General features: G+C 64.2%; 22 protein-coding genes. 14 read left to right on the top strand and 8 right to left on the bottom strand.

The window, feature by feature from the left end; genetic code table 11:
* Positions 1 to 65: 65 nt before the first annotated feature.
* Entirely contained in the window at positions 66 to 3524 is a 3459-nt protein-coding gene (gene smc, locus ACXAG6_RS04755; RefSeq protein ID WP_475335521.1) for a chromosome segregation protein SMC, read from the top strand.
* A 14-nt stretch (positions 3525 to 3538) separates the two neighbouring features.
* Here smc and ACXAG6_RS04750 read toward each other — a convergent pair whose 3' ends face one another.
* Positions 3539 to 3991 carry a GbsR/MarR family transcriptional regulator gene (locus tag ACXAG6_RS04750; RefSeq protein ID WP_475335519.1) on the bottom strand — a complete coding sequence of 151 codons (453 nt, stop codon included), beginning with the start codon at positions 3989 to 3991 and terminating at the stop codon, positions 3539 to 3541.
* A 286-nt stretch (positions 3992 to 4277) separates the two neighbouring features.
* Between ACXAG6_RS04750 and ACXAG6_RS04745 the strand changes: the two genes are divergently transcribed.
* Positions 4278 to 4604 (top strand): hypothetical protein, encoded by a 327-nt coding sequence (locus tag ACXAG6_RS04745; RefSeq protein WP_475335516.1) that lies wholly within the window; start codon positions 4278 to 4280, stop codon positions 4602 to 4604.
* Between the two features lie 125 nt (positions 4605 to 4729).
* Here the strand turns inward: ACXAG6_RS04745 and ACXAG6_RS04740 are convergent, their stop codons facing one another.
* Positions 4730 to 6244 carry a catalase gene (locus ACXAG6_RS04740; RefSeq protein ID WP_475335515.1) on the bottom strand — a complete coding sequence of 505 codons (1515 nt, stop codon included), beginning with the start codon at positions 6242 to 6244 and terminating at the stop codon, positions 4730 to 4732.
* A 75-nt stretch (positions 6245 to 6319) separates the two neighbouring features.
* Positions 6320 to 7636: a FliI/YscN family ATPase gene (locus tag ACXAG6_RS04735; RefSeq protein WP_475335512.1), complete on the bottom strand. Its 1317-nt coding sequence runs from the start codon at positions 7634 to 7636 to the stop codon at positions 6320 to 6322.
* 97 nt (positions 7637 to 7733) lie between these two features.
* Between ACXAG6_RS04735 and ACXAG6_RS04730 the strand changes: the two genes are divergently transcribed.
* Genes ACXAG6_RS04730 through ACXAG6_RS04690 form a run of 9 tightly spaced genes read left to right on the top strand, consistent with a single transcriptional unit; the run spans position 7734 to position 12333 of the window.
* The gene (locus ACXAG6_RS04730; protein WP_475335510.1) at positions 7734 to 8120 is read left to right on the top strand and encodes a FlgB family protein; all 387 of its coding nucleotides are present in this window, start codon (positions 7734 to 7736) and stop codon (positions 8118 to 8120) included.
* Between the two features lie 9 nt (positions 8121 to 8129).
* Positions 8130 to 8522, top strand: coding sequence for a flagellar basal body rod protein FlgC (gene flgC / locus ACXAG6_RS04725; protein ID WP_140012854.1), 393 nt, complete (start codon positions 8130 to 8132; stop codon positions 8520 to 8522).
* A 20-nt stretch (positions 8523 to 8542) separates the two neighbouring features.
* The gene (fliE, locus tag ACXAG6_RS04720; protein WP_140012853.1) at positions 8543 to 8833 is read left to right on the top strand and encodes a flagellar hook-basal body complex protein FliE; all 291 of its coding nucleotides are present in this window, start codon (positions 8543 to 8545) and stop codon (positions 8831 to 8833) included.
* Positions 8834 to 8836: 3 nt separating this feature from the next.
* Positions 8837 to 9103 (top strand): flagellar biosynthetic protein FliQ, encoded by a 267-nt coding sequence (locus ACXAG6_RS04715; RefSeq protein ID WP_475335507.1) that lies wholly within the window; start codon positions 8837 to 8839, stop codon positions 9101 to 9103.
* A gap of 4 nt (positions 9104 to 9107) precedes the next feature.
* Positions 9108 to 9821 carry a flagellar hook-basal body complex protein gene (locus tag ACXAG6_RS04710; RefSeq protein WP_140012851.1) on the top strand — a complete coding sequence of 238 codons (714 nt, stop codon included), beginning with the start codon at positions 9108 to 9110 and terminating at the stop codon, positions 9819 to 9821.
* Positions 9822 to 9833: 12 nt separating this feature from the next.
* A complete protein-coding gene (flgG, locus tag ACXAG6_RS04705) occupies positions 9834 to 10619 on the top strand; it encodes a flagellar basal-body rod protein FlgG (protein WP_475335505.1) in 786 nt (261 codons plus the stop codon).
* Complete coding sequence (gene flgA, locus ACXAG6_RS04700) at positions 10619 to 11071, top strand: flagellar basal body P-ring formation chaperone FlgA (RefSeq protein ID WP_475335502.1); 453 nt, start codon at positions 10619 to 10621, stop codon at positions 11069 to 11071. The genes flgG and flgA overlap by 1 nt, the downstream gene beginning before the upstream one ends.
* On the top strand, positions 11071 to 11802 hold the full coding sequence (gene flgH / locus ACXAG6_RS04695) for a flagellar basal body L-ring protein FlgH (RefSeq protein ID WP_475335500.1): 732 nt from the start codon (positions 11071 to 11073) through the stop codon (positions 11800 to 11802). Before flgA ends, flgH begins: the two co-directional genes overlap by 1 nt.
* A gap of 15 nt (positions 11803 to 11817) precedes the next feature.
* Positions 11818 to 12333, top strand: a complete 516-nt coding sequence (locus ACXAG6_RS04690; protein WP_475335499.1) for a flagellar basal body-associated FliL family protein — start codon at positions 11818 to 11820, stop codon at positions 12331 to 12333.
* Positions 12334 to 12452: 119 nt separating this feature from the next.
* Here the strand turns inward: ACXAG6_RS04690 and ACXAG6_RS04685 are convergent, their stop codons facing one another.
* Together ACXAG6_RS04685 and ACXAG6_RS04680 are read right to left on the bottom strand one after the other, a co-directional pair.
* Positions 12453 to 14165, bottom strand: a complete 1713-nt coding sequence (locus tag ACXAG6_RS04685; RefSeq protein WP_475335496.1) for a thiamine pyrophosphate-binding protein — start codon at positions 14163 to 14165, stop codon at positions 12453 to 12455.
* A gap of 81 nt (positions 14166 to 14246) precedes the next feature.
* Complete coding sequence (locus tag ACXAG6_RS04680; RefSeq protein WP_475335494.1) at positions 14247 to 14648, bottom strand: response regulator transcription factor; 402 nt, start codon at positions 14646 to 14648, stop codon at positions 14247 to 14249.
* A gap of 264 nt (positions 14649 to 14912) precedes the next feature.
* Here ACXAG6_RS04680 and ACXAG6_RS04675 point away from each other — a divergent pair, with 264 nt between their 5' ends.
* The 3 genes from ACXAG6_RS04675 (at position 14913) to trpB (ending at position 18015) form a co-directional block, all read left to right on the top strand.
* Positions 14913 to 16091 carry a lytic murein transglycosylase gene (locus ACXAG6_RS04675; protein ID WP_475335491.1) on the top strand — a complete coding sequence of 393 codons (1179 nt, stop codon included), beginning with the start codon at positions 14913 to 14915 and terminating at the stop codon, positions 16089 to 16091.
* 277 nt (positions 16092 to 16368) lie between these two features.
* Complete coding sequence (locus ACXAG6_RS04670; RefSeq protein ID WP_475335489.1) at positions 16369 to 16725, top strand: manganese efflux pump; 357 nt, start codon at positions 16369 to 16371, stop codon at positions 16723 to 16725.
* Positions 16726 to 16785: 60 nt separating this feature from the next.
* Positions 16786 to 18015, top strand: coding sequence for a tryptophan synthase subunit beta (gene trpB, locus ACXAG6_RS04665; protein WP_475335486.1), 1230 nt, complete (start codon positions 16786 to 16788; stop codon positions 18013 to 18015).
* A gap of 12 nt (positions 18016 to 18027) precedes the next feature.
* Here the strand turns inward: trpB and ACXAG6_RS04660 are convergent, their stop codons facing one another.
* From ACXAG6_RS04660 to ACXAG6_RS04650, 3 genes are all read right to left on the bottom strand, one after another.
* Complete coding sequence (locus tag ACXAG6_RS04660) at positions 18028 to 19026, bottom strand: zf-HC2 domain-containing protein (RefSeq protein ID WP_475335484.1); 999 nt, start codon at positions 19024 to 19026, stop codon at positions 18028 to 18030.
* Positions 19026 to 19529, bottom strand: coding sequence for an RNA polymerase sigma factor (locus tag ACXAG6_RS04655; RefSeq protein WP_475335482.1), 504 nt, complete (start codon positions 19527 to 19529; stop codon positions 19026 to 19028). The genes ACXAG6_RS04660 and ACXAG6_RS04655 overlap by 1 nt, the downstream gene beginning before the upstream one ends.
* Before the next feature lie 156 nt (positions 19530 to 19685).
* Positions 19686 to 20222: a hypothetical protein gene (locus ACXAG6_RS04650; RefSeq protein WP_475335479.1), complete on the bottom strand. Its 537-nt coding sequence runs from the start codon at positions 20220 to 20222 to the stop codon at positions 19686 to 19688.
* Between the last annotated feature and the right edge of the window lie 110 nt (positions 20223 to 20332).

Here is a 20332-nt window from a genome sequence, read left to right as displayed (position 1 = left end):
CCCGGGGAATCGCCCCGCCGGGGCACGGGGACAGAGAGGGGCGCAGGTAAGGGGCAGCGAGCAGCGTGCGTTTCACACGGCTCAGACTGAACGGCTTCAAGAGCTTCGTCGACCCGACCGATCTGGTCATCGCCGACGGGCTGACCGGCGTTGTCGGGCCGAACGGCTGCGGCAAGTCCAACCTGCTGGAGGCGCTGCGCTGGGTCATGGGCGAGAACCGGCCCACCGCCATGCGCGGCGGCGGCATGGAAGATGTGATCTTTGCCGGGGCCGCCTCTCGGCCGGCGCGCAACTTTGCCGAGGTCTCGATCCATATCGACAACAGCGAGCGGCTCGCACCCGCCGGGTTTAACGATCAGGATGTGCTTGAAGTCGTTCGCCGCATCACCCGAGATGCCGGCTCTGCCTATAAGGCCAACACCAAGGACGTGCGGGCCCGTGATATTCAGATGCTCTTTGCCGATGCCTCGACAGGCTCGCACAGCCCGGCGCTGGTGCGTCAGGGGCAGATCTCGGAGCTGATTAACGCCAAGCCGAAAGCGCGGCGGCGGATCCTTGAAGAGGCGGCCGGGATTTCGGGTCTGTACCAACGCCGCCATGAGGCTGAGCTGAAGCTGAACGGCGCTGAGCAAAACTTGGCCCGCGTCGATGACGTGATTGAACAGCTCGCCGCCCAGCTCGCGCAACTCGCCCGCCAGGCCCGGCAGGCCGCGCGATATCGGGAGATCGGCACCGAGCTGCGGCAGGTTGAGGGGCTGTTGCTGTATCGCCGCTGGAAAGAGGCCGACGAGGCCGTTGCTGCGGCGGGTCATGCTCACCGAGAGACTGTCGCTGCCGCAGGGGCCGCCGAGCGCGCCGTGCTAAACGCCGAGAAGCGCCGGAGCGAAACGGATGCCGCCTTGCCCGCACTGCGCGAAGAAGAGGCGATTGCGGCGGCGGTTGTGCAACGGTTGCAGGTTGAGCGGGGTGGCTTGCGTGAGGAGGCCGCGCGGGCCGAGGCGACCATCGACACGCTGAAGAACCGCCTCGCCCAACTCACCCGCGACATGGAGCGCGAAGAAGGGCTGAACCGCGATGCGGGCGAGACCGTGGAGCGGCTGGGCTGGGAGGAAGCCGAGCTGCAGAAGGCGGGCGAAGGCCACGAGGAGAAGCTTGAGGACGCCACCGAGGCGGCCCGCAAGGCGGCGGCCGTTCTGTCGGAGATCGAGGAGCGGCTAGCCGAGCAGACTGAAGATGTCGCCCGGCTCGCGGCCCGCCATCAATCCGCGCAACGGATGCAGGCCGATGCCCGCAGTGCGACCGACCGGAACGAGGCGGAGGCCGCGAAGGCACGCAGTCAGGCCGATGAGGCGCGCAGCCGGAAGGCCAGCGCCGAAGAGGCCATGCGCGCCGCGCAAGCGGCCAGCGCCGCGGCCACCGCGCGTGCGGAGGAGGCCGAGAAGGCGCTGGAGGCCGCTGACACCGCCCGCGCCGAGATTGCCGGGCGCGAGGCAGAGGCCCGCGCCGCCGCCTCTGCCGCCGAGGGTGAGACCAAGACGCTCAGCGCCGAAATGCACGCGCTCGCCCGTCTGGTTGATCGCGAAGGGAGCGAAGGCGGGCAGGTGCTCGATATGCTCTCGGTCGACAAAGGCTACGAGAAGGCCCTTGGCGCGGCACTTGCCGACGATCTGCGCGCGCCTGCCGTTGCCGCCGATGCCCCCTCTGGCTGGGCCGCCCTGCCCGACTACCCCGCGCCGCAGGGCCTGCCCGGCGGGCTGCATCCGCTGGCCGATTACATGCATGTGCCCGATGTGTTGCGCCGCCGCATGGGCGAGGTCGGGCTGGTCGCCACCCCCGAGGAAGGCTCTGCGCGGCAGGCCGAGCTGAAACCGGGCCAGCGGCTGGTGTCGCGGGAGGGAGATTTGTGGCGCTGGGACGGGTTCCGTGCTGCTGCCGAAGATGCCCCCTCCGCTGCTGCGCTGCGGCTTGAGCAGATCAACCGGCTCGAAGAGCTCAAGCTTGATCTCAACGAGGCCGAAGCCCGTGCCGATGGGGCCCGCAAAGCCCACAAGGCGCTTTCTGAAGAGCTGGCTCGCATTACCGAAGCCGACCACGCTGCCCGTCAGGCCCGCCGCGAGGCGGATTCCGCCGTTGCCGATGCCTCCCGTGCGCTTTCTCGCGCTGAGAGTGATGCCGCGATGGCTGGCACCCGCGCCGAGGCCTCCGAGATGGCCGTGAAGCGGCACGAGGACGAGGCCACGGCGGCCCGCGCTCGGCTGGCGGAAGCCGAAGCTGCACTGGCGCAGCTGGGAGATTTGGAGGAGGCCAGGGGCAATGTCGAGGCGGCCAAGAGCCTCGTCGAGAACGCCCGTCAGGATATGCTCTCGCGCCGCGCCGTGCAGGACGAGGTTCGGCGTATGGGCGAGGCCCGGGTGCGTCGCCTGCAGGAGATCGCCCGCGAGGTTGGCAATTGGCGCGAGCGACTTGCCAATGCCGAGACCCGCTCGAGCGAGTTGGGTGAACGCAAGCAGGCGACGGAAACCGAGCTGGAGGCCGCCGAAGCTGCCCCGGAAGACATCGAGGCGCGCGAAACCAAGCTGCAAGACGCTCTGGAAAAGGCGGAGGAGCGCCGCCGTGCCGCCGCTGACGCGCTAGCTGAGGGCGAGGCTGCATGGCGCGAGGCGCAGGCCGGGGAACGTGAGGCGACAAAGATCGCCGGTGAGCTACGCGAAGGCCGCGCCGCCGCTCAGGCCCGGATGGAGGCCGCGCAGGAAGCCCGCAAGCTGGCGGAAGAGCGCATCCACGAAGAGCTGGAATGTGCGCCCGCTGAGCTGCTTGAGAACCTCAAGGCTGACCCCGAGAAGATGCCCGGCGTCGACGCGCTGGAAAACGACCTTTCTCGCCTGCGTCGCCAGCGCGATGCACTTGGCGCGGTGAACCTGCGCGCCGAGGAAGATGCGAAGGAAGTGCAGACCGAGCATGACGAGTTGGTCAAGGAGAAGGCAGATCTGGAAGAGGCCATTCGCGCCCTGCGCAATGGCATTGCCGGGCTGAACAAGGAGGGCCGCGAGCGCCTGCTGACCGCCTTCGAGCAGGTCAACTCCAACTTCTCGCTCCTGTTCAAGCACCTCTTCGGCGGCGGTGAGGCCTCGCTGGAGCTTGTGGAGTCGGACGACCCTCTGGAAGCGGGCCTCGAGATCATGTGTATGCCGCCGGGCAAGAAGCTCTCCACGCTCTCGCTGCTTTCCGGCGGCGAACAAACGCTGACCGCGCTGGCACTTATCTTCGCGGTCTTCCTCGCCAACCCTGCGCCGATCTGTGTGCTGGACGAGGTGGATGCGCCACTGGACGATGCCAACGTCACCCGCTTCTGCGACCTGCTCGACGAAATGACGCGGCGCACTGACACACGCTTCCTTATCATCACCCACCACGCGGTGACGATGAGCCGGATGGACAGGCTCTTTGGCGTCACCATGCAGGAGCAGGGCGTCAGCCAGCTGGTCTCGGTTGACCTCAAGAAGGCCGAGGCGCTGGTGGCCTGATCTCGGCCTGCGCTTCAGTCCATCTCGCTCGCCAGTTCTCCGATTTTTTCTGACAGCGATGAAAGCATGTCGGAATATCTGTTCACACGGGAGCGGATATCAGCAGCGCATTCCGGCACGCCATCGAGGGTGGAGCGCAGGTCTTCGCTTTTGCGGCGGAACTGGCGGCTGAGGTCTTTCACCATGGTTTCATAGGTTTTCGGCGCGAGCTGGAAATAGTCCTGCCGCTCGCCCGCCTTGGTCACCCGCTTGATCATGAACTTGTCTTCCAGCAACCGCGTGGCGGTGCTGACGCTGCCACGGCTGATCTGAAGCTCTGTTGCGAGATCGCAGAATGCCACTGGCTCACCTTCCCAAACCAACAGCCCCATAATCCGCCCCGCGGTGCGCGGCAGGCCTTCGGTCTGAATGATTAGCCCCAGTTTTTCGATGAACTCGCTACGGGCCGTCTCAACTGTTTGTTCCATGGGTCTGATGTCTCCCGGAGGGCCTCGCTAAGGCCAGGAAAGCGGCGTCTCTTACGGGTTCAGATAAGCTAAAACGAACTTAATGTCCAGTTTTCCGGACCTCTGCGCGCTCGACCACAGCTCGCGAGAAAAATTTAATCACTGCATATCAGATGGTTAGGCGAGGCTAGATAAATTATTTTGTTTGGAATGTTTACTTTGTACTGAACGTACCACATATCCCAATCATCGCAACGCAGCAAGTTGCACCCAACGCCCCACGGGGCAGAACAAAAGAGACAGTACTATGAAAAACTACATCCTTGCCGCCCTCGCCCTGACCGTTGCCACCCCCGCTCTGGCCGCGAATGAAAACCTCGCCGCTTCCGTTGGCGTCGAGTCCAACGGCTACTCCGTCGAGCAGCTCGTGCAGCTGAAAGGCCTCGAAGGCGACACCGACGGCCGCGTCTACCTCGGCGCTTCCGCTCCGGCAAATGCCACCGCGCAGGCAATCTTCGCCGAGCAAGAAGCCGAGCAGCGCAACGGCACCTTTGGCTACGCCGGTACCCAAGCGTCCCGCTCGGTGTCCAGCCCGGTTGCGGAAAACGTGTTCAGCGTGATTGACGCCGAGTGACCGCATTCAGACGGAAGGGCTTTCTCCCGGCCCTTCCGTCTTGCTCAGAGCCCTCCCCGCGCAGACGTGCGGTGGAGGGCTTATTCATTTCTTGGGGATTTGTAGTCGCGTCGCGGTCGCGCTGGTCAGCCCGCAATGCTCTCTGCCGAAGCCATACCTTCGGCCTTCGAGGTGCCGCCGATCTTGTCGCGCACGCCCTTTTCGATGCGTTCCCCGACATCCCCGTCGATGTTGCGCCAATATTCGAAGGCCCGCACCAGCACCTTTTCACTGACGCCCGCGCTCAGGTGGCCTACGACGTTGTTCACCAACCGCTCGCGCATGTCAGCGTCCATCACCTCGCGCACCAGCGCACCGGCTTGGCTCCAATCATCATCGTCCTCGCGCAGGGTATAGGCCTCGCGCACCATGTCACCGTCGCTGTGCCACAGCCCGGCCTCCTGCACATACGGCTGCGCCGAGGGCCCGCCGTAGGAATTGGGGGCGTACACCGGATCGCTTACCGGCACCGTTCGGCCTGCGCCGTTCTTGGTGTAGCTATGCACCGGCGATTGCGGCTTGTTCACCGGGATTTCCTTGTAGTTCACCCCGAGCCGCGCACGGTGCGCATCGGCATAGGAAAAGCCACGCGCCAGCAGCATCTTGTCGGGCGAGAGGCCGATGCCGGGCACCATGTTGTTGGGCTCGAAGGCGGCTTGCTCGATCTGGGTGTGAAAATCGGTCGGATTGCGATTTAGCACCATCTTGCCCACTTCGATCAGCGGATAATCCGCATGCGGCCAGACCTTGGTGAGATCGAAGGGGTTGATCCGATAGGTCTTGGCGTCCTCATAGGGCATGATTTGCCACTTCAACGTCCAACTCGGGTGGTTGCCCTCGCGTATCTGGTTGAACAGGTCAGCGCGGTGGTAGTCGCCATCGGTGCCTGCCAGCCTGTCGGCCTCTTCCTGCGTGAGGTGCGCATTGCCGTCGCCTTGATCGGTGTGAAAGTGAAATTTCACCCAGAACTTCTCACCCTCGGCGTTCACCAGGGAGTAGGTGTGGCTTGAATAGCCGTTCATCTCACGCCAGGTGCGCGGAATGCCCCGGTCACCCATCAGGTAGGTCACCTGATGCGCGCTCTCCGGCGACAACGTCCAGAAATCCCACTGCATGTCATGGTCGCGCATATCGTTGTCTGCGCGGCGCTTCTGGCCGCGAATGAAGTGCTGGAACTTCATTGGGTCGCGGATAAAGAAGATGGGGGTGTTGTTGCCCACCATGTCGAAATTGCCCTCGTGGGTGTACATTTTCACCGCGAAGCCGCGCGGGTCACGCCATGTGTCGGGGCTGCCGCGCTCGCCGGCGACCGTGGAGAAGCGGGCGAGGATGTCAGTTTTTGCGCCGGGCTGGAAAACCTTGGCCTTGGTGTACTTTGAAACATCGGCCGTGACTTCAAAATGCCCGAAGGCACCGCCGCCCTTTGCGTGGGGCTGGCGCTCTGGGATGCGCTCGCGGTTAAAATTGGCCATCTGCTCCAGCAGGTAATGATCGTTCAGCACGATCGGGCCATCGCGGCCCACGGTCAGCGAATGCTCATCGCTCTGAACGCGAATACCGGCATCTGTGGTGGTGGGCGGGGTTGGCTTTTTATCGGACATGTCGGGCGGCCTCCGTCTGTTGAGATGTCTCAGCAAAACCGGAGCGGGGCTGGGAATGTTCCCTGCGGGCCGCGATTAACCGCTGCGGGCGAGCACACCCTTGAGCCGTTGGAATGCCTCTGATGGGCCTTTGCTCTCTTCCGCGAGGAACTTGTCGAGCGCCCCGTGGACCTTGATCGCGGCATCTATCTCCGGGTCGGACCCGGCGGTGTAGAGGCCTGATTGAATCATCAGCTCTGCGCGGTCATAGGCCCCGAGCCGCCGCCGGGCCTTGGCGATCAGCGCGTTTTCCTCCGGGCTGGCGGCCTCAGGCAGTGAGCGCGATGTGGAGCGCAGCAGATCGACGGCGGGGAAGCGCCCGCGTTCGGCAATTTCGCGTGACAGCACAACATGCCCATCCAGCACGCCGCGCAGGATGTCGGCCACTGGCTCTTCCATATCGGAGCCCGCGACGAGCACTGAGAAAATTGCGGTTATGTCACCAACGCCCTCCAGCCCCGGCCCGGCCCGTTCGGCCAATGACATGATCATATGCGCGGTGGAGGGCGGGTAGCCGCGCAGGCTTGCAGGCTCTCCGGCGGCCAGCGCCACCTCGCGGTGCGCCTCGGCAAACCGTGTCACCGAGTCGGCCAGAAACAGCACGTGGTGCCCCTCGTCACGCAGGTGCTCGGCCACTGTCATCGCTGTCCACAAGCAGCGGCGGCGGGCAATGGCGGATTGGTCGGAGGTGGCGGCCACGATCACGGAGCGCGCCATGCCCTCCGGCCCAAGCACATCCTCTATGAAGTGGCGTAGCTCGCGGCCCCGCTCACCGACCAGCGCGATCACCGCCCTATCGGCCTGAAGGCCCCGGCCCAAAGCGCCGAGGAGCGAGGATTTGCCCACGCCCGAGCCCGCAAACAACCCCAGCCGCTGGCCGCGCACGATGGGCAAGAGTGTATCGAACACGGAAAGCCCGGTGCCAAGCCGCGTGCCAAGCCGCTTGCGCTGGGTGGCAGGTGGTGCCGGTGGGCGAAGCGGGCGCAACTCGGGGCCGCGCGGCAAGGGGCGCCCATCAAGCGGATTGCCATAAGGGTCTATGACGCGACCTTGCCATGCAACGTCTGGAAAGAGCCCGTCCCCGCCCTGAAGTGTAACCTGATCGCCAAGCCGGATACCGTCAGCCGGGCCATCGGGCAGGGCCATGGCGCGTGTGCGGTCGATATGAACGATCTCGCCGCGCAACCGCCCCTCACGGGTGCCGAGCCAAACCTGATCGCCCAGCGCTGCAATTTCTGACAGGCCAGTAAGCTCCACCGCGCCGCGCCCCACTGCGCTGATGCGGCCCACAGAGGCAGAGGGTTTGAGCGCGGCGATTTCGGCGGTGAGCTGGGCGAGGGTGGCGTCAGTCATGGGATTCTCCACATTCCGCGCCGCAAGCCGGGCGCCTGAAACCCTTTCTAAAGGAATCACGGTTAAGCCTAGGTTGAAGCCCGTGGGAGAAACCCCGATGTTCGATCAGCTCGAGATCCTTAATATGGCGCGCGGCCTTGCCACGCATTCCGCCACCCGCCAGCAAGTGGTGGCGCAAAACCTCGCCCAGGCCGATACAGCCGGTTACAAGGCGCGCGATATCGCCAGCTTCGGCGCGGTGTATCAAAATGGCCCCGGGCTTGAGTTGCGGCAAACCCGCAGTGGCCATGTGGTCGGTGAGGTGCCGCCCGAGGCCCTCCGCCCCTTCATTGAACGCGGCATTGATGGCGATCCGAACGGCAATACCGTTTCGATCGAAAGCCAGATGGTGAAATCTGCCGAAGTCCAGACCCGGCATGAGATGGCGCTTTCGGTCTACCGCACCACGCTCGGCCTAATGCGCGCCACACTTGGGCGAGGGTGAGGGCGCGTCATGGGTGATTTGTTCCAGAGCTTTTCTGTCTCCGCATCGGGCATGGCTGCGCAAAGCTCGCGCCTGCGCCATGTGTCGGAGAATATCGCGAATGCCGATACTCCGGGCTACCACCGCAAGCTTACCCCGTTTCGCGAGGTGATGCAGGGCGGCCGGACGACCGGCGCGGTGGAGGCGGCCCCTGTGCGGCTTGATGATACCGAGCTGCCGGAAGTCTTCGACCCCTCGCACCCGATGGCCGGGGAAGATGGCTTTTACCTCGGCTCCAACGTCGACCTCGTGATCGAGATCGCCGACGCCCGCGAAGCCCAGCGCAGCTACGAAGCCAACCTCAAGATGTTCGACCAGGCCAGGCAGATGACCCGGAGCCTGTTGGAAATTCTGCGAAAATAGCAGTCTGAAGGAGATCCAGAATGGATATCAAACTGTCCCAAGTGGCCCGGCTCTACGAAGGAGCCAGGCCGGCCACCGCCCCGAACGAGGGCACACAGTCGGGCGGCGAAGGCTTCGCCCGTGTGGCCGAGGACTTCGCTTCCATGCTCTCGAATGCGGAGCAGGTGGCGATGGACGCGATGGTCGGCAAAGCCGATCCTCACGCCCTTGTGCAGGCATTGGCGGAAACCGAGTTGGCGGTCGAAACCGCCGTCACGGTGCGCGACAAGGTCGTGGAGGCCTATCAGGAAATCCTGCGGATGCCTGTGTGACCCATGGAGGCGGCGGGCTTTTACGACACGCTCCGAGAGGGGCTCTGGGTGGGCGTCATCATCGCCCTGCCCATCCTCACGGTGGCGCTTGTCGCGGGCGTGGCCATCGGCCTCGTCCAGGCCCTGACCTCGGTGCAGGAGATGACCCTCACCTTCGTGCCCAAGCTCGCCGCCATCCTCGCCGTCTTCTGGCTAACCATGGGTTTCATGACGGAAAGCCTCGTCAGTTTCTTTCAATCCACCCTCATTTCCCTCATCGCCGGAGGTTGAGCATATGAGCACCGGATACGTCACCCTGTCGCGCCAGTCCGGCCTGATGAACGAGATGCGCGCAGTGGCCAACAACCTCGCCAACCTTTCCACCACCGGCTTTCGTCGCGAAGGGGTGATCTTCTCCGAATGGGTTCGCGCAGCCGACGGGCCCTCGGGCTCGGTCTCGATGGGCACCGCCCGGGTGCGCAACACGGACCTGACACAGGGCACCCTGAGCCAGACAAATGGCACATTCGATTTCGCTATTGAGGGGGACGGGTTCTTCCAGATCGAAACGCCGGAGGGCCTGCGTCTTACACGGGCGGGCAGCTACACGCCGGGCCCTGCGGGCGAGTTGATGAACGGCGATGGACACTTTTTGCTCGATGCCGGTGGCGCACCTGTTTTTGCCCCACCCGGCGCACGCAACATCAGCCTCTCCGCCGATGGCACGCTTTCGGCGGACGGCGTGCCGCTGACACAGATCGGAATGGTGGAACCGGAAGATTACACCGCGATGACCCGTGAAGGCGGAACGCTCTTCAACCCCGGCGGTGCCGTGTTGCCCGCCGAGAACGCCCGCGTGCTGCAAGGTTTCATCGAAGAGAGCAACGTCGACCCGATCTTAGAGATCGCCCGGATGATCGAGGTCCAGCGCACCTATGAGTTGGGCCAGAAATTTCTGGAGAAGGAATCCGAGCGCAAGGACTCCGTCATCCAGACCCTGACCCGTTAAGGAGGCAGCAAAATGCAGGCCCTGAAGATCGCCGCCACCGGCATGAGCGCGCAACAGATGCGCGTCGATGTCATCTCCAACAACCTCGCGAATATGAGCACCACCGGCTACAACGCGCGCCGCGCCGATTTTTCCGACCTGCACTATCGCCAGCTTGCGCGGCCCGGCACGATCAACGCCAACGATGGCACAATCCTACCTACCGGGGTGCAGATCGGCCTCGGCGTACGGCCCTCGGCGGTGTCGATGAACGTTCAGCAGGGCTCGCTCGGGGCCACTGGCGGCGATCTGGATATCGCCATTGAGGGCAATGGATACTTCGAGGTTACGCTGCCCTCCGGCATCTCCGCCTACACCCGAGATGGCGCGCTAAAGCGTAGCGCGGACGGGCTTATCGTCACTTCCGACGGCTACGGAGTGGTGCCTGATATCACCATCCCCGAAGATGCCCGCGCGCTTTCGATCAACGCCGATGGCGAGGTGTACGCTTACTTCAACGATCAGGTTGCGCCCCAGCTTCTGGGCCAGTTCACCCTAGCGGACTTCTCCAACGCCAAGGGGTTGGAAGCGATGGGCTCCAACCTCTTTCTGGAAACCGAGGCCTCCGGCCCGCCGCTCACCGCCACTCCGGGAGAGCAAGGCCTCGGAACCGTGCGGCAGGGCTATCTGGAAGACAGTTCGGTAGATGCCGTGAAGGAGATCACCGATTTGATTACCGCCCAGCGCGGCTACGAGCTGAATGCCAAGGTCATCACCGCTGCCGACCAGATGCTCGGCGCAACCACCCAGATCCGCTGATGATGCTCCGTCTCCTCGCCCTCCTCTGCCTCCTTGCAGGCCCGCTGCGGGCCGAGATGCTGGTGGCCGCCAGGATGATCCCGGCGGGCAGCGTGCTCGAACCCCGCGACGTGCTGCTGCGGGAAGGCCGCGCCACCGGGGCCGTGGAGGAAGTGGAGGACGCGATGGGCCTTGAGGCCCGCGTGGTGCTCTACCCCGGTCGCCCGATCCGCGCCGCCGATCTCGGCCCGCCCGCTCTGATCGATCGCAACCAGATCGTCACCCTCGTTTACCGCCAGAACGGCCTGCTTATTGCCACAGAGGCGCGGGCGTTGGGGCGCGGCGGCGTGGGCGACATGCTGAAAGTCATGAACCTCGCATCCCGCAGCACCGTCACCGGACAGGTCGACGCGGCGGGGCGCGTCATCGTGGGGCCAAGCGCCCGAATGCTGCAAGACCTGGAGGACTTCTGATGACCCGCACCGCCCTTATTGCTCTGGCCGCCCTCCTCGCCCTCACCGGCTGTGCGCGCCTGCAGGACGTTGGCAAGGCGCCCTCTTTCGAGCCTGCCGAGAAAAGCTATGAATATCGTGCCATGGCTTCGGTGCCGCTGCCGGATGTGCTCGACAGGAAGCGAGGGGCCGAGCAGGCCTCGCTCTGGAGCCGCAACCGCAAATCGTTGCTGGGCGACAGGCGGGCCGTGCGGCGCGGCGATATCCTGACCGTGGTAATCGAGATCGACGACAGTGCCTCAATTTCAAACGCCACCGGCCGCAGCCGCAATGGCTCCGAAAGCATGGGCGTGCCTTCGCTTTTCGGCATCCCTCAGCGGATTGACGAGCGCTTGCCCGAGGGAGCCAGCTCTGCCGATGCTGTTTCCACCAACTCTTCCTCTACCTTCAACGGAAACGGATCTGTTAGCCGAAACGAGCAGCTTGAGCTGCGAATTGCTGCCACCATCGTGGAAGAAATGTCTAACGGCATTCTGCGCATTCAGGGCAGCCAGGAGGTGCGGGTGAACTTCGAGCTGCGCGAGCTTTTGGTCACCGGCTACGTCCGCCCTGAGGATATCACCCGCCAGAATGAGATCACCTATGACAAGATCGCCGGGGCCCGCATCAGCTACGGCGGCCGCGGCCAGATCACCGATGTCCAGCAACCACGCTACGGCCAGCAGGTGGCCGACATCGTGCTGCCCTTCTGAGCGGAGACCAAGCCCATGAAGTCGATCCTCATCATCCTCATTCTCGCTGCGGTTGGCATTGGTGCAGGCGCGGGCGCGGGCATGATGCTGCGGCCTCCCCCCGAGGAATTGGTGATGGCACCCTGCGGCGGCGAGGGCGAAGTGGCTGAAAGCCATCCGGAAGTGCCCCCCGAGGCCGAGGATACCACCGGCGAGGAGGCCGACCCGACGCGAGAATACGTCAAGCTGAACAACCAGTTCATCGTGCCGATTGTCGAGGATGGGCGGGTGGCCTCCATGGTAGTCCTCAGTCTCAGCCTGGAGGTCGAAATCGGCCAGCGCGAAACCGTTTATAGCCGTGAGCCGAAGCTGCGCGACAGTTTCTTGCAGGTGCTCTTTGACCATGCCAACTCTGGCGGGTTCTCCGGCAATTTCACCACCGGCACCAAGATGAGGCGGCTCTCTGAAGCGCTTAAGGAAGTTGGCCGCAAGGTGCTGGGCGCAACTCTGACCGATGTGCTTATCATAGACATTGTTCGGCAGGATAGCTGACTGTGGGCTGGCGCAAGGCCACCGCCTCCAGCGCGCCTCTGGCGACACCGAAAGCTGTAAGCCGCAGGAGTGCCAACAAACACACGCGCCGAAGGGGGGGCCAGCATGGCCTTGGCGCGTCAGCGCCGCTCGCCGACCTCGCGGGTTTCGCTAAGTGTCATGCCTGCTGAGAGCGCCTCGGGGTCTACCACCAATTCCAGAACGGCGAGGCGTCCGCTGGCCTGAGCGCGCACGAAGGCACCGGCAAAATCCTCGGTGCGCTCCACGCGTTCTCCGTAGCCGCCATAGGCTTGCGCCAGAGCAACAAAGTCCGGATTGGCGAGGTCGGTGCCCGAGACCCGGCCGGGGAAGGTCTTTTCCTGATGCATCCGAATCGTGCCGTAGCGACCGTTGTTCACCACCAGAACAATGGGGGCGGCCCCATGCTGGATGGCGGTCGACAGCTCGTTGCAGGTCATCTGGAAGCAGCCATCGCCCGCCAAGGCCACCACCACCCGCTCCGGGTAACGCAGTTTGGCGGCGATGGCGGCTGGCAGGCCATAGCCCATACTGCCGCTGGTCGGAGCTAGCTGAGTGCCATAGCGTTTGAATTGGTAGTAGCGGTGCAGCCAGGCCGCATAATTGCCGGCACCGTTGGTCAGCACCGCATCCTCAGGCAGGTTCTCGGACAGCCAGTTTATCACCTGCTCTAACTTCAGCGCGCCCGGGGTCTCCTTGGGGCGAACCCATTTTTCATAAGCGGCGCGGTAGTCCGCCGTCCATTGGCGCTTGTCGCTGCGCGGACGCACCGAGCGGGCCAGTTTGGCCAGCACCACCGGCGCCTCCGCCACAAAGGGCAGCTGCACCGGATAGACCTTGCCAATTTCATCGGGGTCGGGATGCACGTGGATGATCCGCTTGCGCGGGGCGGCCACGTCGAGTAACCGATAGGCCCCCATCGTCACATCGCCCAGCCGGGTGCCGAGTGCCACGATCAGATCAGCCTGACGCACTGCATCTCCCAGTGCGGGGCACATGCCGACACCGAGATCGCCGATGTAGTTCGGGTGCCGGTTGTCCATGTAATCCTGCCGCCGAAAGGGCACCGCCACAGGCAGATCCAGCGCCTCTGCGAAGCGGGCGAGGTTGGCCGAGGCTTCCGCGCTCCAGCCGGGGCCGCCCGCGATCACGAGCGGGCGATGTGACCGCTCGATCTGATGGATCACGAGTTCCGCGAAGTTGGAGCCTTCCGGCGAGGTGTAAAAGGCATCATCGGGCCGGTCTGGCACATCCACCTGATCGTGCAGCATGTCTTCTGGCAGCGAAAGCACCACCGGCCCGGGACGCCCGGCACAAGCAAGGCGGAAGGCACGGTCGATGTATTCGGGCAGGCGAGCGGCATCATCCACCTCGGCGGTCCACTTGGCCACCGGCGCCAAAAAGGCGCGCAGGTCAACCTCCTGAAAGGCATCCCTGTCGCGCTGCTCGCGCGGCACTTGGCCGACAAACACCACCATTGGCGTGCTGTCATGCTTGGCCACATGCAGCCCGGCAGAGGCGTTGGCCGCGCCGGGCCCACGGGTGACGAACAGCACGCCGGGCTCGCCCGTCATCTTGCCCTCGGCCTCGGCCATCATCGCGGCCCCGCCCTCCTGCCGGCAAACCACATTGGCAATGCCGGAATCCACGAGCCCATCGAGCACCGGCAGGAAGCTTTCGCCGGGCACCGAGAAGACCCGCTCGATCCCGCGGATCAGCAATTGATCGACAAGCACTTGCCCGCCATGACGAAGTTCTGCGGCGCGCGGTGCGGCTGCGGGTTTAGGAGTTTTCAGTGGCACAACGGTCTTCATTTTGGAGCCCCGGGGATTCGCACCAGCCTGTGCCATTCGCCTCGCCCCGGCAAGCCTCCGTCGTGGCAAAAGTGCTGCTGATCAGTGCGGGAGGCCGGCGGCCTCATGCGCTGCGCTTGGCGCTAAGCCGCCGCCGTAGTGCTCCACCATTGCCGCCAGATCATCGAGCGGTGTCTGGGTGCGCAGGTAGGCGCATGCGTTGGGCGCGAAGGAGAAAATTGAACCGTCGGAGAAAAAGGTGGTGTCGGTCACGAAGATCACCCGTGCGTCGGGGTGGCGGTAGGAGGCGAAGTCTGCGACCGCCAGCGAGCTCCCCTCGCGCAAGATGAGGTTGAGCACGATCACATCGGCCTCGCCATGCCGCAGCGCATCTATCGCACCGGCCTGATCACAGGCTAAAGTCACCTCGAAGCCGTATCGCTTCAGGTGCCGAGCCCAGATAGTTCCGAGCTCCTCGTCGCTTTCCACGATGAGAACTTTCACACACGCCTCGCCGTTCGGTTTGAGCCGAACCCAACTCCCCCATTGCCCATTTTGGGCAGGAAACCCTAAGTGGACGTTAACACATTCGCCACAATGGTTAACGCAAATACCGGTTTAGGCACCCGAATCATGGAAACCGGGCCGATCTCAGCGTGTTAATGCCTGCGGTCGGCTCAAATTGGTTAAAACGCGGACTATTTGATGCCGCCGTTGCCCCGCTGGCGCTTTACGCTAATCTCGCCACGACCCGCACCGGAGACCACAATGCGCCTTGTCCTTGCCGCTACTCTAGCCCTCGCCGCCGCGCCGTTGCATGCCCAAGAGGCCTCCGACGTGCCCTGTGGCGGCAGCTTCTCTGAGTTCAAGCAAGCGCTCGTGGCGGAGGCCCCGGACCATGGCGTCGCGGCAGAAACTGCAGCGCGCTTTCTCTCCGGCGTCCGGCAAGACAGCCGTGTGTTGAAAGCCGACCGGGCGCAAGGCGTGTTTCAGATGCCTTTTGTCGACTTCTCCCGCCGCCTCATCAGTCGGGGGCGGATTGACCGGGGCCGCAGCAACGACAGGAAATACGACAGTATCTTCAGCGAAATAGAGGCTCGATACGGGGTTTCGCGCGGCGTTCTCCTCGCATTCTGGGCCTTTGAAACAGACTACGGCACGTTTCAGGGCGATTTCAACACCGCCAATGCGCTGGTCACGCTGGCGCACGATTGCCGCCGCCCGGCGCTCTTCCGCCCGCAGATATTTGCCGCGATGAAGCTATTTGAGACGGGGGATCTCGACCCGGACCGTACAACTGGTGCATGGGCGGGCGAAATCGGTATGGTGCAGATGTTGCCGGAGGACATCCTCGAAAACGGCGTGGATGGGGATGGTGACGGCCATGTTCGCCTCAAGACCTCCGCCGCCGATGCGTTGATGTCTGGCGGCAAGATGCTTCAGGCGCTCGGCTGGCGCGCCGGGGAGCCATGGTTACAGGAAGTGACCCTTCCCGAGAGCCTCGACTGGTCGAAAACAGGTCTGGAAACCGAGTTGCCCGCCGCCGATTGGGCCGCAATGGGTATTGCACCGCGCGAAGGCAGCTTTGCCGACCTGCCAGCTTCCTTGTTGTTGCCGCAGGGTCGCAAGGGCCCGGCTTTCCTAGCCTACCCCAATTACCGCGTCTATTTTGAATGGAACCAGAGTTTCGTTTACGTCACCACCGCTGCCTATTTCGCGACCCGGCTTGAGGGCGCGCCGGTGTTCGACGCGGGCAACCCAGATCCGGGGCTGTCAGACGGGCAGATGAAGGCGCTGCAAAAGAAACTGGAGGGTCGGGGCCACGATGTGGGTGCAGTCGACGGTATTCTTGGCGCAAAGACCCGCTCCGCGATTCGTGCCGAACAGGCCCGCCTCGGGCTACCTGCCGATGGCTGGCCAACGGCAGAGCTGTTGAACGCGCTTTGAGGGCGCAAATGCAATTCATTCGCAATGCATTGTTTTCGTTGACTATTTTACAAGTCGCGCCTACCTGACCTTCTAGGAACAGGACGCACCATGACCCCGATTGCCATCGTAACACTCGCGCTCGCGCTCTCCGTGGATGCTTTCGTGGCGGCTCTGGGGCGGGGCGCGCAATCGGGGCGGCCCGGCTTTACCGCCGCGCTCTCCACCGGCGCGGTTTTTGGGGCCATTGAGGCGTTTACCCCGCTGCTGGGCTGCGGGCCTTGCCGCGAGCCAGTTTGTGGCAGCCATAGACCATTGGATAGCCTTCACCCTGCTTGTCCTTGTCGGCGGGCGCATGGTGCTACATGCACTGGCAAAATCCACGCCTCGCGCCACTACATGCTCGCTTGTGATTACCGCCATCGGCTCCTCGATCGACGCTTTCGCGGTGGGCATTTCTCTCGCCATGCTGGACGCACCCATCCTCATTGTCGCTCTTTCCATTGGCGCGGCCACCATGTCCATGGCCACCGCGGGCACGCTTGTCGGGGCCAGCCTTGGCCGCCGCTTCGGGCGTTGGGCGGAGATCATGGGAGGCTTAGCACTTGTCGCCCTCGGCAGCGCAATTCTGATCGAGCACACCCTGCTTGCCTGATCGCCTTGCCGCCCGCCGCCCGCACCTTTAGAACGCGGGGTGCACCAAGGAGTCCTCGCGATGAACGACCTTCCCAATAGCTTCATGACCGGCCCCGACGAGAAAGGCCGTTTTGGCGATTTCGGCGGGCGTTTCGTGTCGGAAACGCTGATGCCACTGATCCTCGAACTCGAGGAACGCTACGAGCATGCCAAGACCGACCCGGAGTTCTGGGCCGAGATGGATTTCCTCTGGAAGCACTACGTCGGCCGCCCCTCGCCGCTTTACTTTGCCGAGCGGCTGACCGAGCGGCTTGGTGGCGCGAAGATCTATTTCAAGCGCGACGAGCTGAACCACACCGGCGCGCACAAGATCAACAACGTGCTGGGCCAGATCATCCTCGCCCGCCGCATGGGCAAGAACCGCATCATCGCAGAAACAGGCGCGGGCCAGCACGGCGTGGCCACAGCCACCGTCTGCGCCAAGTTCGGCCTCAAATGCGTGGTCTACATGGGCGCGCATGACGTGGAGCGGCAGGCCCCCAACGTGTTTCGCATGCGCCTGCTGGGCGCCGAGGTGGTGCCGGTGACCTCAGGGCGCGGCACCCTAAAGGACGCGATGAACGACGCGCTGCGCGACTGGGTCACCAACGTGCGCGACACCTTCTACTGCATCGGCACCGTCGCCGGCCCGCATCCCTACCCGGCCATGGTTCGCGATTTTCAGGCCATCATCGGCAAGGAAACCCGCGAGCAGATGATGGAGGCCGAGGGCCGCCTGCCCGACAGCCTCGTGGCCGCCATCGGCGGCGGCTCCAACGCGATGGGCCTGTTCTTTCCGTTCCTTGACGACAAGGAGGTCGAGATCATCGGCGTCGAAGCGGGCGGCAAGGGCGTGAACGAGAAGATGGAGCACTGCGCCTCCCTCTCCGGCGGCCGCCCCGGCGTGCTGCATGGCAACCGGACCTATCTCTTGCAGGACGAAGACGGACAAATTCTTGAAGGCTCCTCCATCTCGGCGGGCCTCGACTATCCCGGCATCGGGCCGGAACACAGCTGGCTGCACGAGACGGGCCGGGCCAAGTATGTGTCGATCACCGACAACGAGGCGCTCGAGGCCTTCCAGCTCTGCTGCGAGACCGAGGGGATCATCCCCGCGCTCGAGCCCTGCCACGCACTTGGTCACGTGATCAAGGCCGCGCCACAACTGCCCGCCGACCACCTTCTGGTGATGAACATGTGCGGACGGGGTGACAAAGACATCTTCACTGTCGCCAAGGCTCTGGGCGTTGATATGAGCGCAATGGGCTGAAGCCCTTGCGACTCATACGTCTTGCGCGGCCTGGCGTGCTATGGTGCCGAGGTCCATTCCCGGCTCGCCCACGGCGACCCAGGCGGCGCCCGGTGCGAGCCAGCGCACCATTTCCACGCCGTTGAAGCTTCGCGGGGTGAACTCTTCCGAGCCCTCGCCCTCTCGGGCCAGCACACACAGCGCCATCACCTGCCCCTCGGCATCCGTGTAGAGCAGCTGCGCCACTGGTTTTCCGCCTGCCACGAGCAAGCGGGCCCCTTGGAAGGTAAAGCCAGAGGCCGTTAGATCGGGCACGTTGAAGGGCACGCCGGTCTCCTTACCGAGCCATGTTTCAATATGCGCCTGCTCGGTTGCCGGAACCTCCACCAGATGCGCGGTTTGGCGGGCGTAGACCCGGTGATAGTCGGCAATCTCGTCCATCCAGCCACGGGTCGCATGGCCATCGGCAAGCTCTTCGTTCGGCGCAATGACGCGGGTGATCAGCGCCCCCGCGCCCGCGCCAACCATAAGCAGTGCCAGAATGGCCGCGATCGAGGCGGAGAAGATTGGGCGGCGGTCCAGATTGGCCGGGGTAAAGAGGGGGGGCGGCGTTTCTTCTCGGGGGGCGGCACCACCGGGCGGGATGGCCCCCATCGCGGGTGTTTCGGGCAACGCATCGGCAGAGGATTCCATAGCGACTTGCCCGGGCACTCCCGGTTCGCCTTCAGCCACCTCCGGCGGCTGTGCCGGGGCTTCGCCCATGGGGCTTGCGGCAGCGACGGTTGGCGTTGCTTGCTCGACTCGCGTGCCCGGCGTGGTGGTGGCAGAGACCGTGGCTGCAAGCGCGGGCGGCAGCGGCGCATCCAAGAGCGCATCGAAGGCCATGCCAATCTCGCCGTCCAAAGCGCCTGCGGCCTTGATTTCGGCTGCAAGCTCCGGGTCTGCGGCGGCTTCGGCCTCAAGGCGCGCGGCATCTTCTGCGCTCATCTCGCCGTCGAGATAGGCCGAGATCCTGTCCATCCGGTCCATCATCACGCCGCTCCTTCTGCCAGAGCCGCGCGCAGCTTCGCCCGCGCGGCCGACATGCGGGACATTACCGTGCCCGCAGGAATATCGAGGATTGCAGCCGCCTCGCCGTAGCTGTGGCCTTCTACCGACACCAGAAGCAGCACGGATGCGAGGCCTTCGGGCAGCGCCATGATCTGAGCCATGACCTGCCCAGCGCGGGTGGCCTCCTCCCCGCCTGCGTGGCTCACCAGTTCGGCGGCCTCCTCGGCGGGCACCGTGCCCGCGCCAGTGCGCACTTGCCGCTTGCGCATCTCGGACGTCCAGAGATTGCGCGCCATGGTGTAGAGCCAAGGCAGCAGGGGCTGCTCGGGGTTCCACCTTTCGGCTTTGGTTATGGCGCGTTCGCAGGTCATTTGAACAAGGTCATCGGCCTCGGAGGGGTGGCGGGTCAGGCTGAGCGCAAAGCGCCGCAGCCGCGGAAGGCTGGCCAGAAGCTCGGCCTGAAAATCTGTCGCGTCGGGCTGCACGTTGCGGCCTCCTCGGGGCGGGGCGGGCACCATGGCCCTGCTGGCCCGATAGAACCTGTTGCCCGAGCGTGATGCAACCGCCCGCGCGAAAATGCGCCCGGGCGGTTGGCTGTGGGGCAGGCCGGGATGAGCCCGCCCCCGGGGATCTGGTGGAGATCAATAATCCACCGCGACCCCGCCAATCGCGTTCATCAGGCTGGCGTAGGCCCAGGTTTCGGTGCCGCCGCGAAGAGCGATCTCTTCCAACTGCTCAGTGGCCCCGGCCAGATCACCGGCAGCAGCGAGGCCTTGGCCCATGTAGGAGCGGGCAAGAATGTAATCGGGGTCCACGTTCAGCGCGGCCTGATAGAAGCTCATCGCGGTGTCGGTCTTGCCCATCTTGCGGTGGGTAAAGCCCTTGTAGTTGAGGATGCGCGGATCGTTCTGATTTTCGGCCGTGGCGAGCACCATCAACGCCCGGTCGTACTTGCCGTTGTAGGCCAGCTCGCGGGCCGCGTTGTAGCGGTCGTCATCGGTGACGGCTTCGGACTTGGCGTCGAGGCATTTGGCGGTTTTCTCGTCGAACACCTGACCTTTTTCACATTTCGTCGTGGTGCTGGTGGTGGTGGGCGGCGTTGTGCTGTCGGAGCCGGCAGCGAAGACCGGGGCGGCAAGTGCGATCAGGGCGGCGGAGAGAGGAAGAATGCGGGTCATCTGTTTGTCCTTTGGATCAATCGGTTGGCTTCGTTTATTCCGGTGACGGCCCTCAGTGGCTGTCACTAGAGATACGCAGCAGGACGGGAGTTTATTCACTCGGGGGCGCA

It is taken from the genome of Vannielia sp. ABF1_015 (assembly GCF_056160745.1).
Note: the sequence above shows the minus strand (reverse complement) of the source record. Positions and strands in the feature narration are given on the sequence as shown.

Excerpts from the sequence above, each read along its gene's own strand:
- ACXAG6_RS04750 (WP_475335519.1), bottom strand. The coding sequence starts at position 3,991 with ATGGAACAAACAGTTGAGACGGCCCGTAGCGAGTTCATCGAAAAACTG.
- ACXAG6_RS04745 (WP_475335516.1), top strand. The coding sequence starts at position 4,278 with ATGAAAAACTACATCCTTGCCGCCCTCGCCCTGACCGTTGCCACCCCC.
- ACXAG6_RS04740 (WP_475335515.1), bottom strand. The coding sequence starts at position 6,244 with ATGTCCGATAAAAAGCCAACCCCGCCCACCACCACAGATGCCGGTATT.
- ACXAG6_RS04735 (WP_475335512.1), bottom strand. The coding sequence starts at position 7,636 with ATGACTGACGCCACCCTCGCCCAGCTCACCGCCGAAATCGCCGCGCTC.
- ACXAG6_RS04730 (WP_475335510.1), top strand. The coding sequence starts at position 7,734 with ATGTTCGATCAGCTCGAGATCCTTAATATGGCGCGCGGCCTTGCCACG.
- flgC (WP_140012854.1), top strand. The coding sequence starts at position 8,130 with ATGGGTGATTTGTTCCAGAGCTTTTCTGTCTCCGCATCGGGCATGGCT.
- fliE (WP_140012853.1), top strand. The coding sequence starts at position 8,543 with ATGGATATCAAACTGTCCCAAGTGGCCCGGCTCTACGAAGGAGCCAGG.
- ACXAG6_RS04715 (WP_475335507.1), top strand. The coding sequence starts at position 8,837 with ATGGAGGCGGCGGGCTTTTACGACACGCTCCGAGAGGGGCTCTGGGTG.
- ACXAG6_RS04710 (WP_140012851.1), top strand. The coding sequence starts at position 9,108 with ATGAGCACCGGATACGTCACCCTGTCGCGCCAGTCCGGCCTGATGAAC.
- flgG (WP_475335505.1), top strand. The coding sequence starts at position 9,834 with ATGCAGGCCCTGAAGATCGCCGCCACCGGCATGAGCGCGCAACAGATG.
- flgA (WP_475335502.1), top strand. The coding sequence starts at position 10,619 with ATGATGCTCCGTCTCCTCGCCCTCCTCTGCCTCCTTGCAGGCCCGCTG.
- flgH (WP_475335500.1), top strand. The coding sequence starts at position 11,071 with ATGACCCGCACCGCCCTTATTGCTCTGGCCGCCCTCCTCGCCCTCACC.
- ACXAG6_RS04690 (WP_475335499.1), top strand. The coding sequence starts at position 11,818 with ATGAAGTCGATCCTCATCATCCTCATTCTCGCTGCGGTTGGCATTGGT.
- ACXAG6_RS04685 (WP_475335496.1), bottom strand. The coding sequence starts at position 14,165 with ATGAAGACCGTTGTGCCACTGAAAACTCCTAAACCCGCAGCCGCACCG.
- ACXAG6_RS04675 (WP_475335491.1), top strand. The coding sequence starts at position 14,913 with ATGCGCCTTGTCCTTGCCGCTACTCTAGCCCTCGCCGCCGCGCCGTTG.
- trpB (WP_475335486.1), top strand. The coding sequence starts at position 16,786 with ATGAACGACCTTCCCAATAGCTTCATGACCGGCCCCGACGAGAAAGGC.
- ACXAG6_RS04660 (WP_475335484.1), bottom strand. The coding sequence starts at position 19,026 with ATGATGGACCGGATGGACAGGATCTCGGCCTATCTCGACGGCGAGATG.
- ACXAG6_RS04650 (WP_475335479.1), bottom strand. The coding sequence starts at position 20,222 with ATGACCCGCATTCTTCCTCTCTCCGCCGCCCTGATCGCACTTGCCGCC.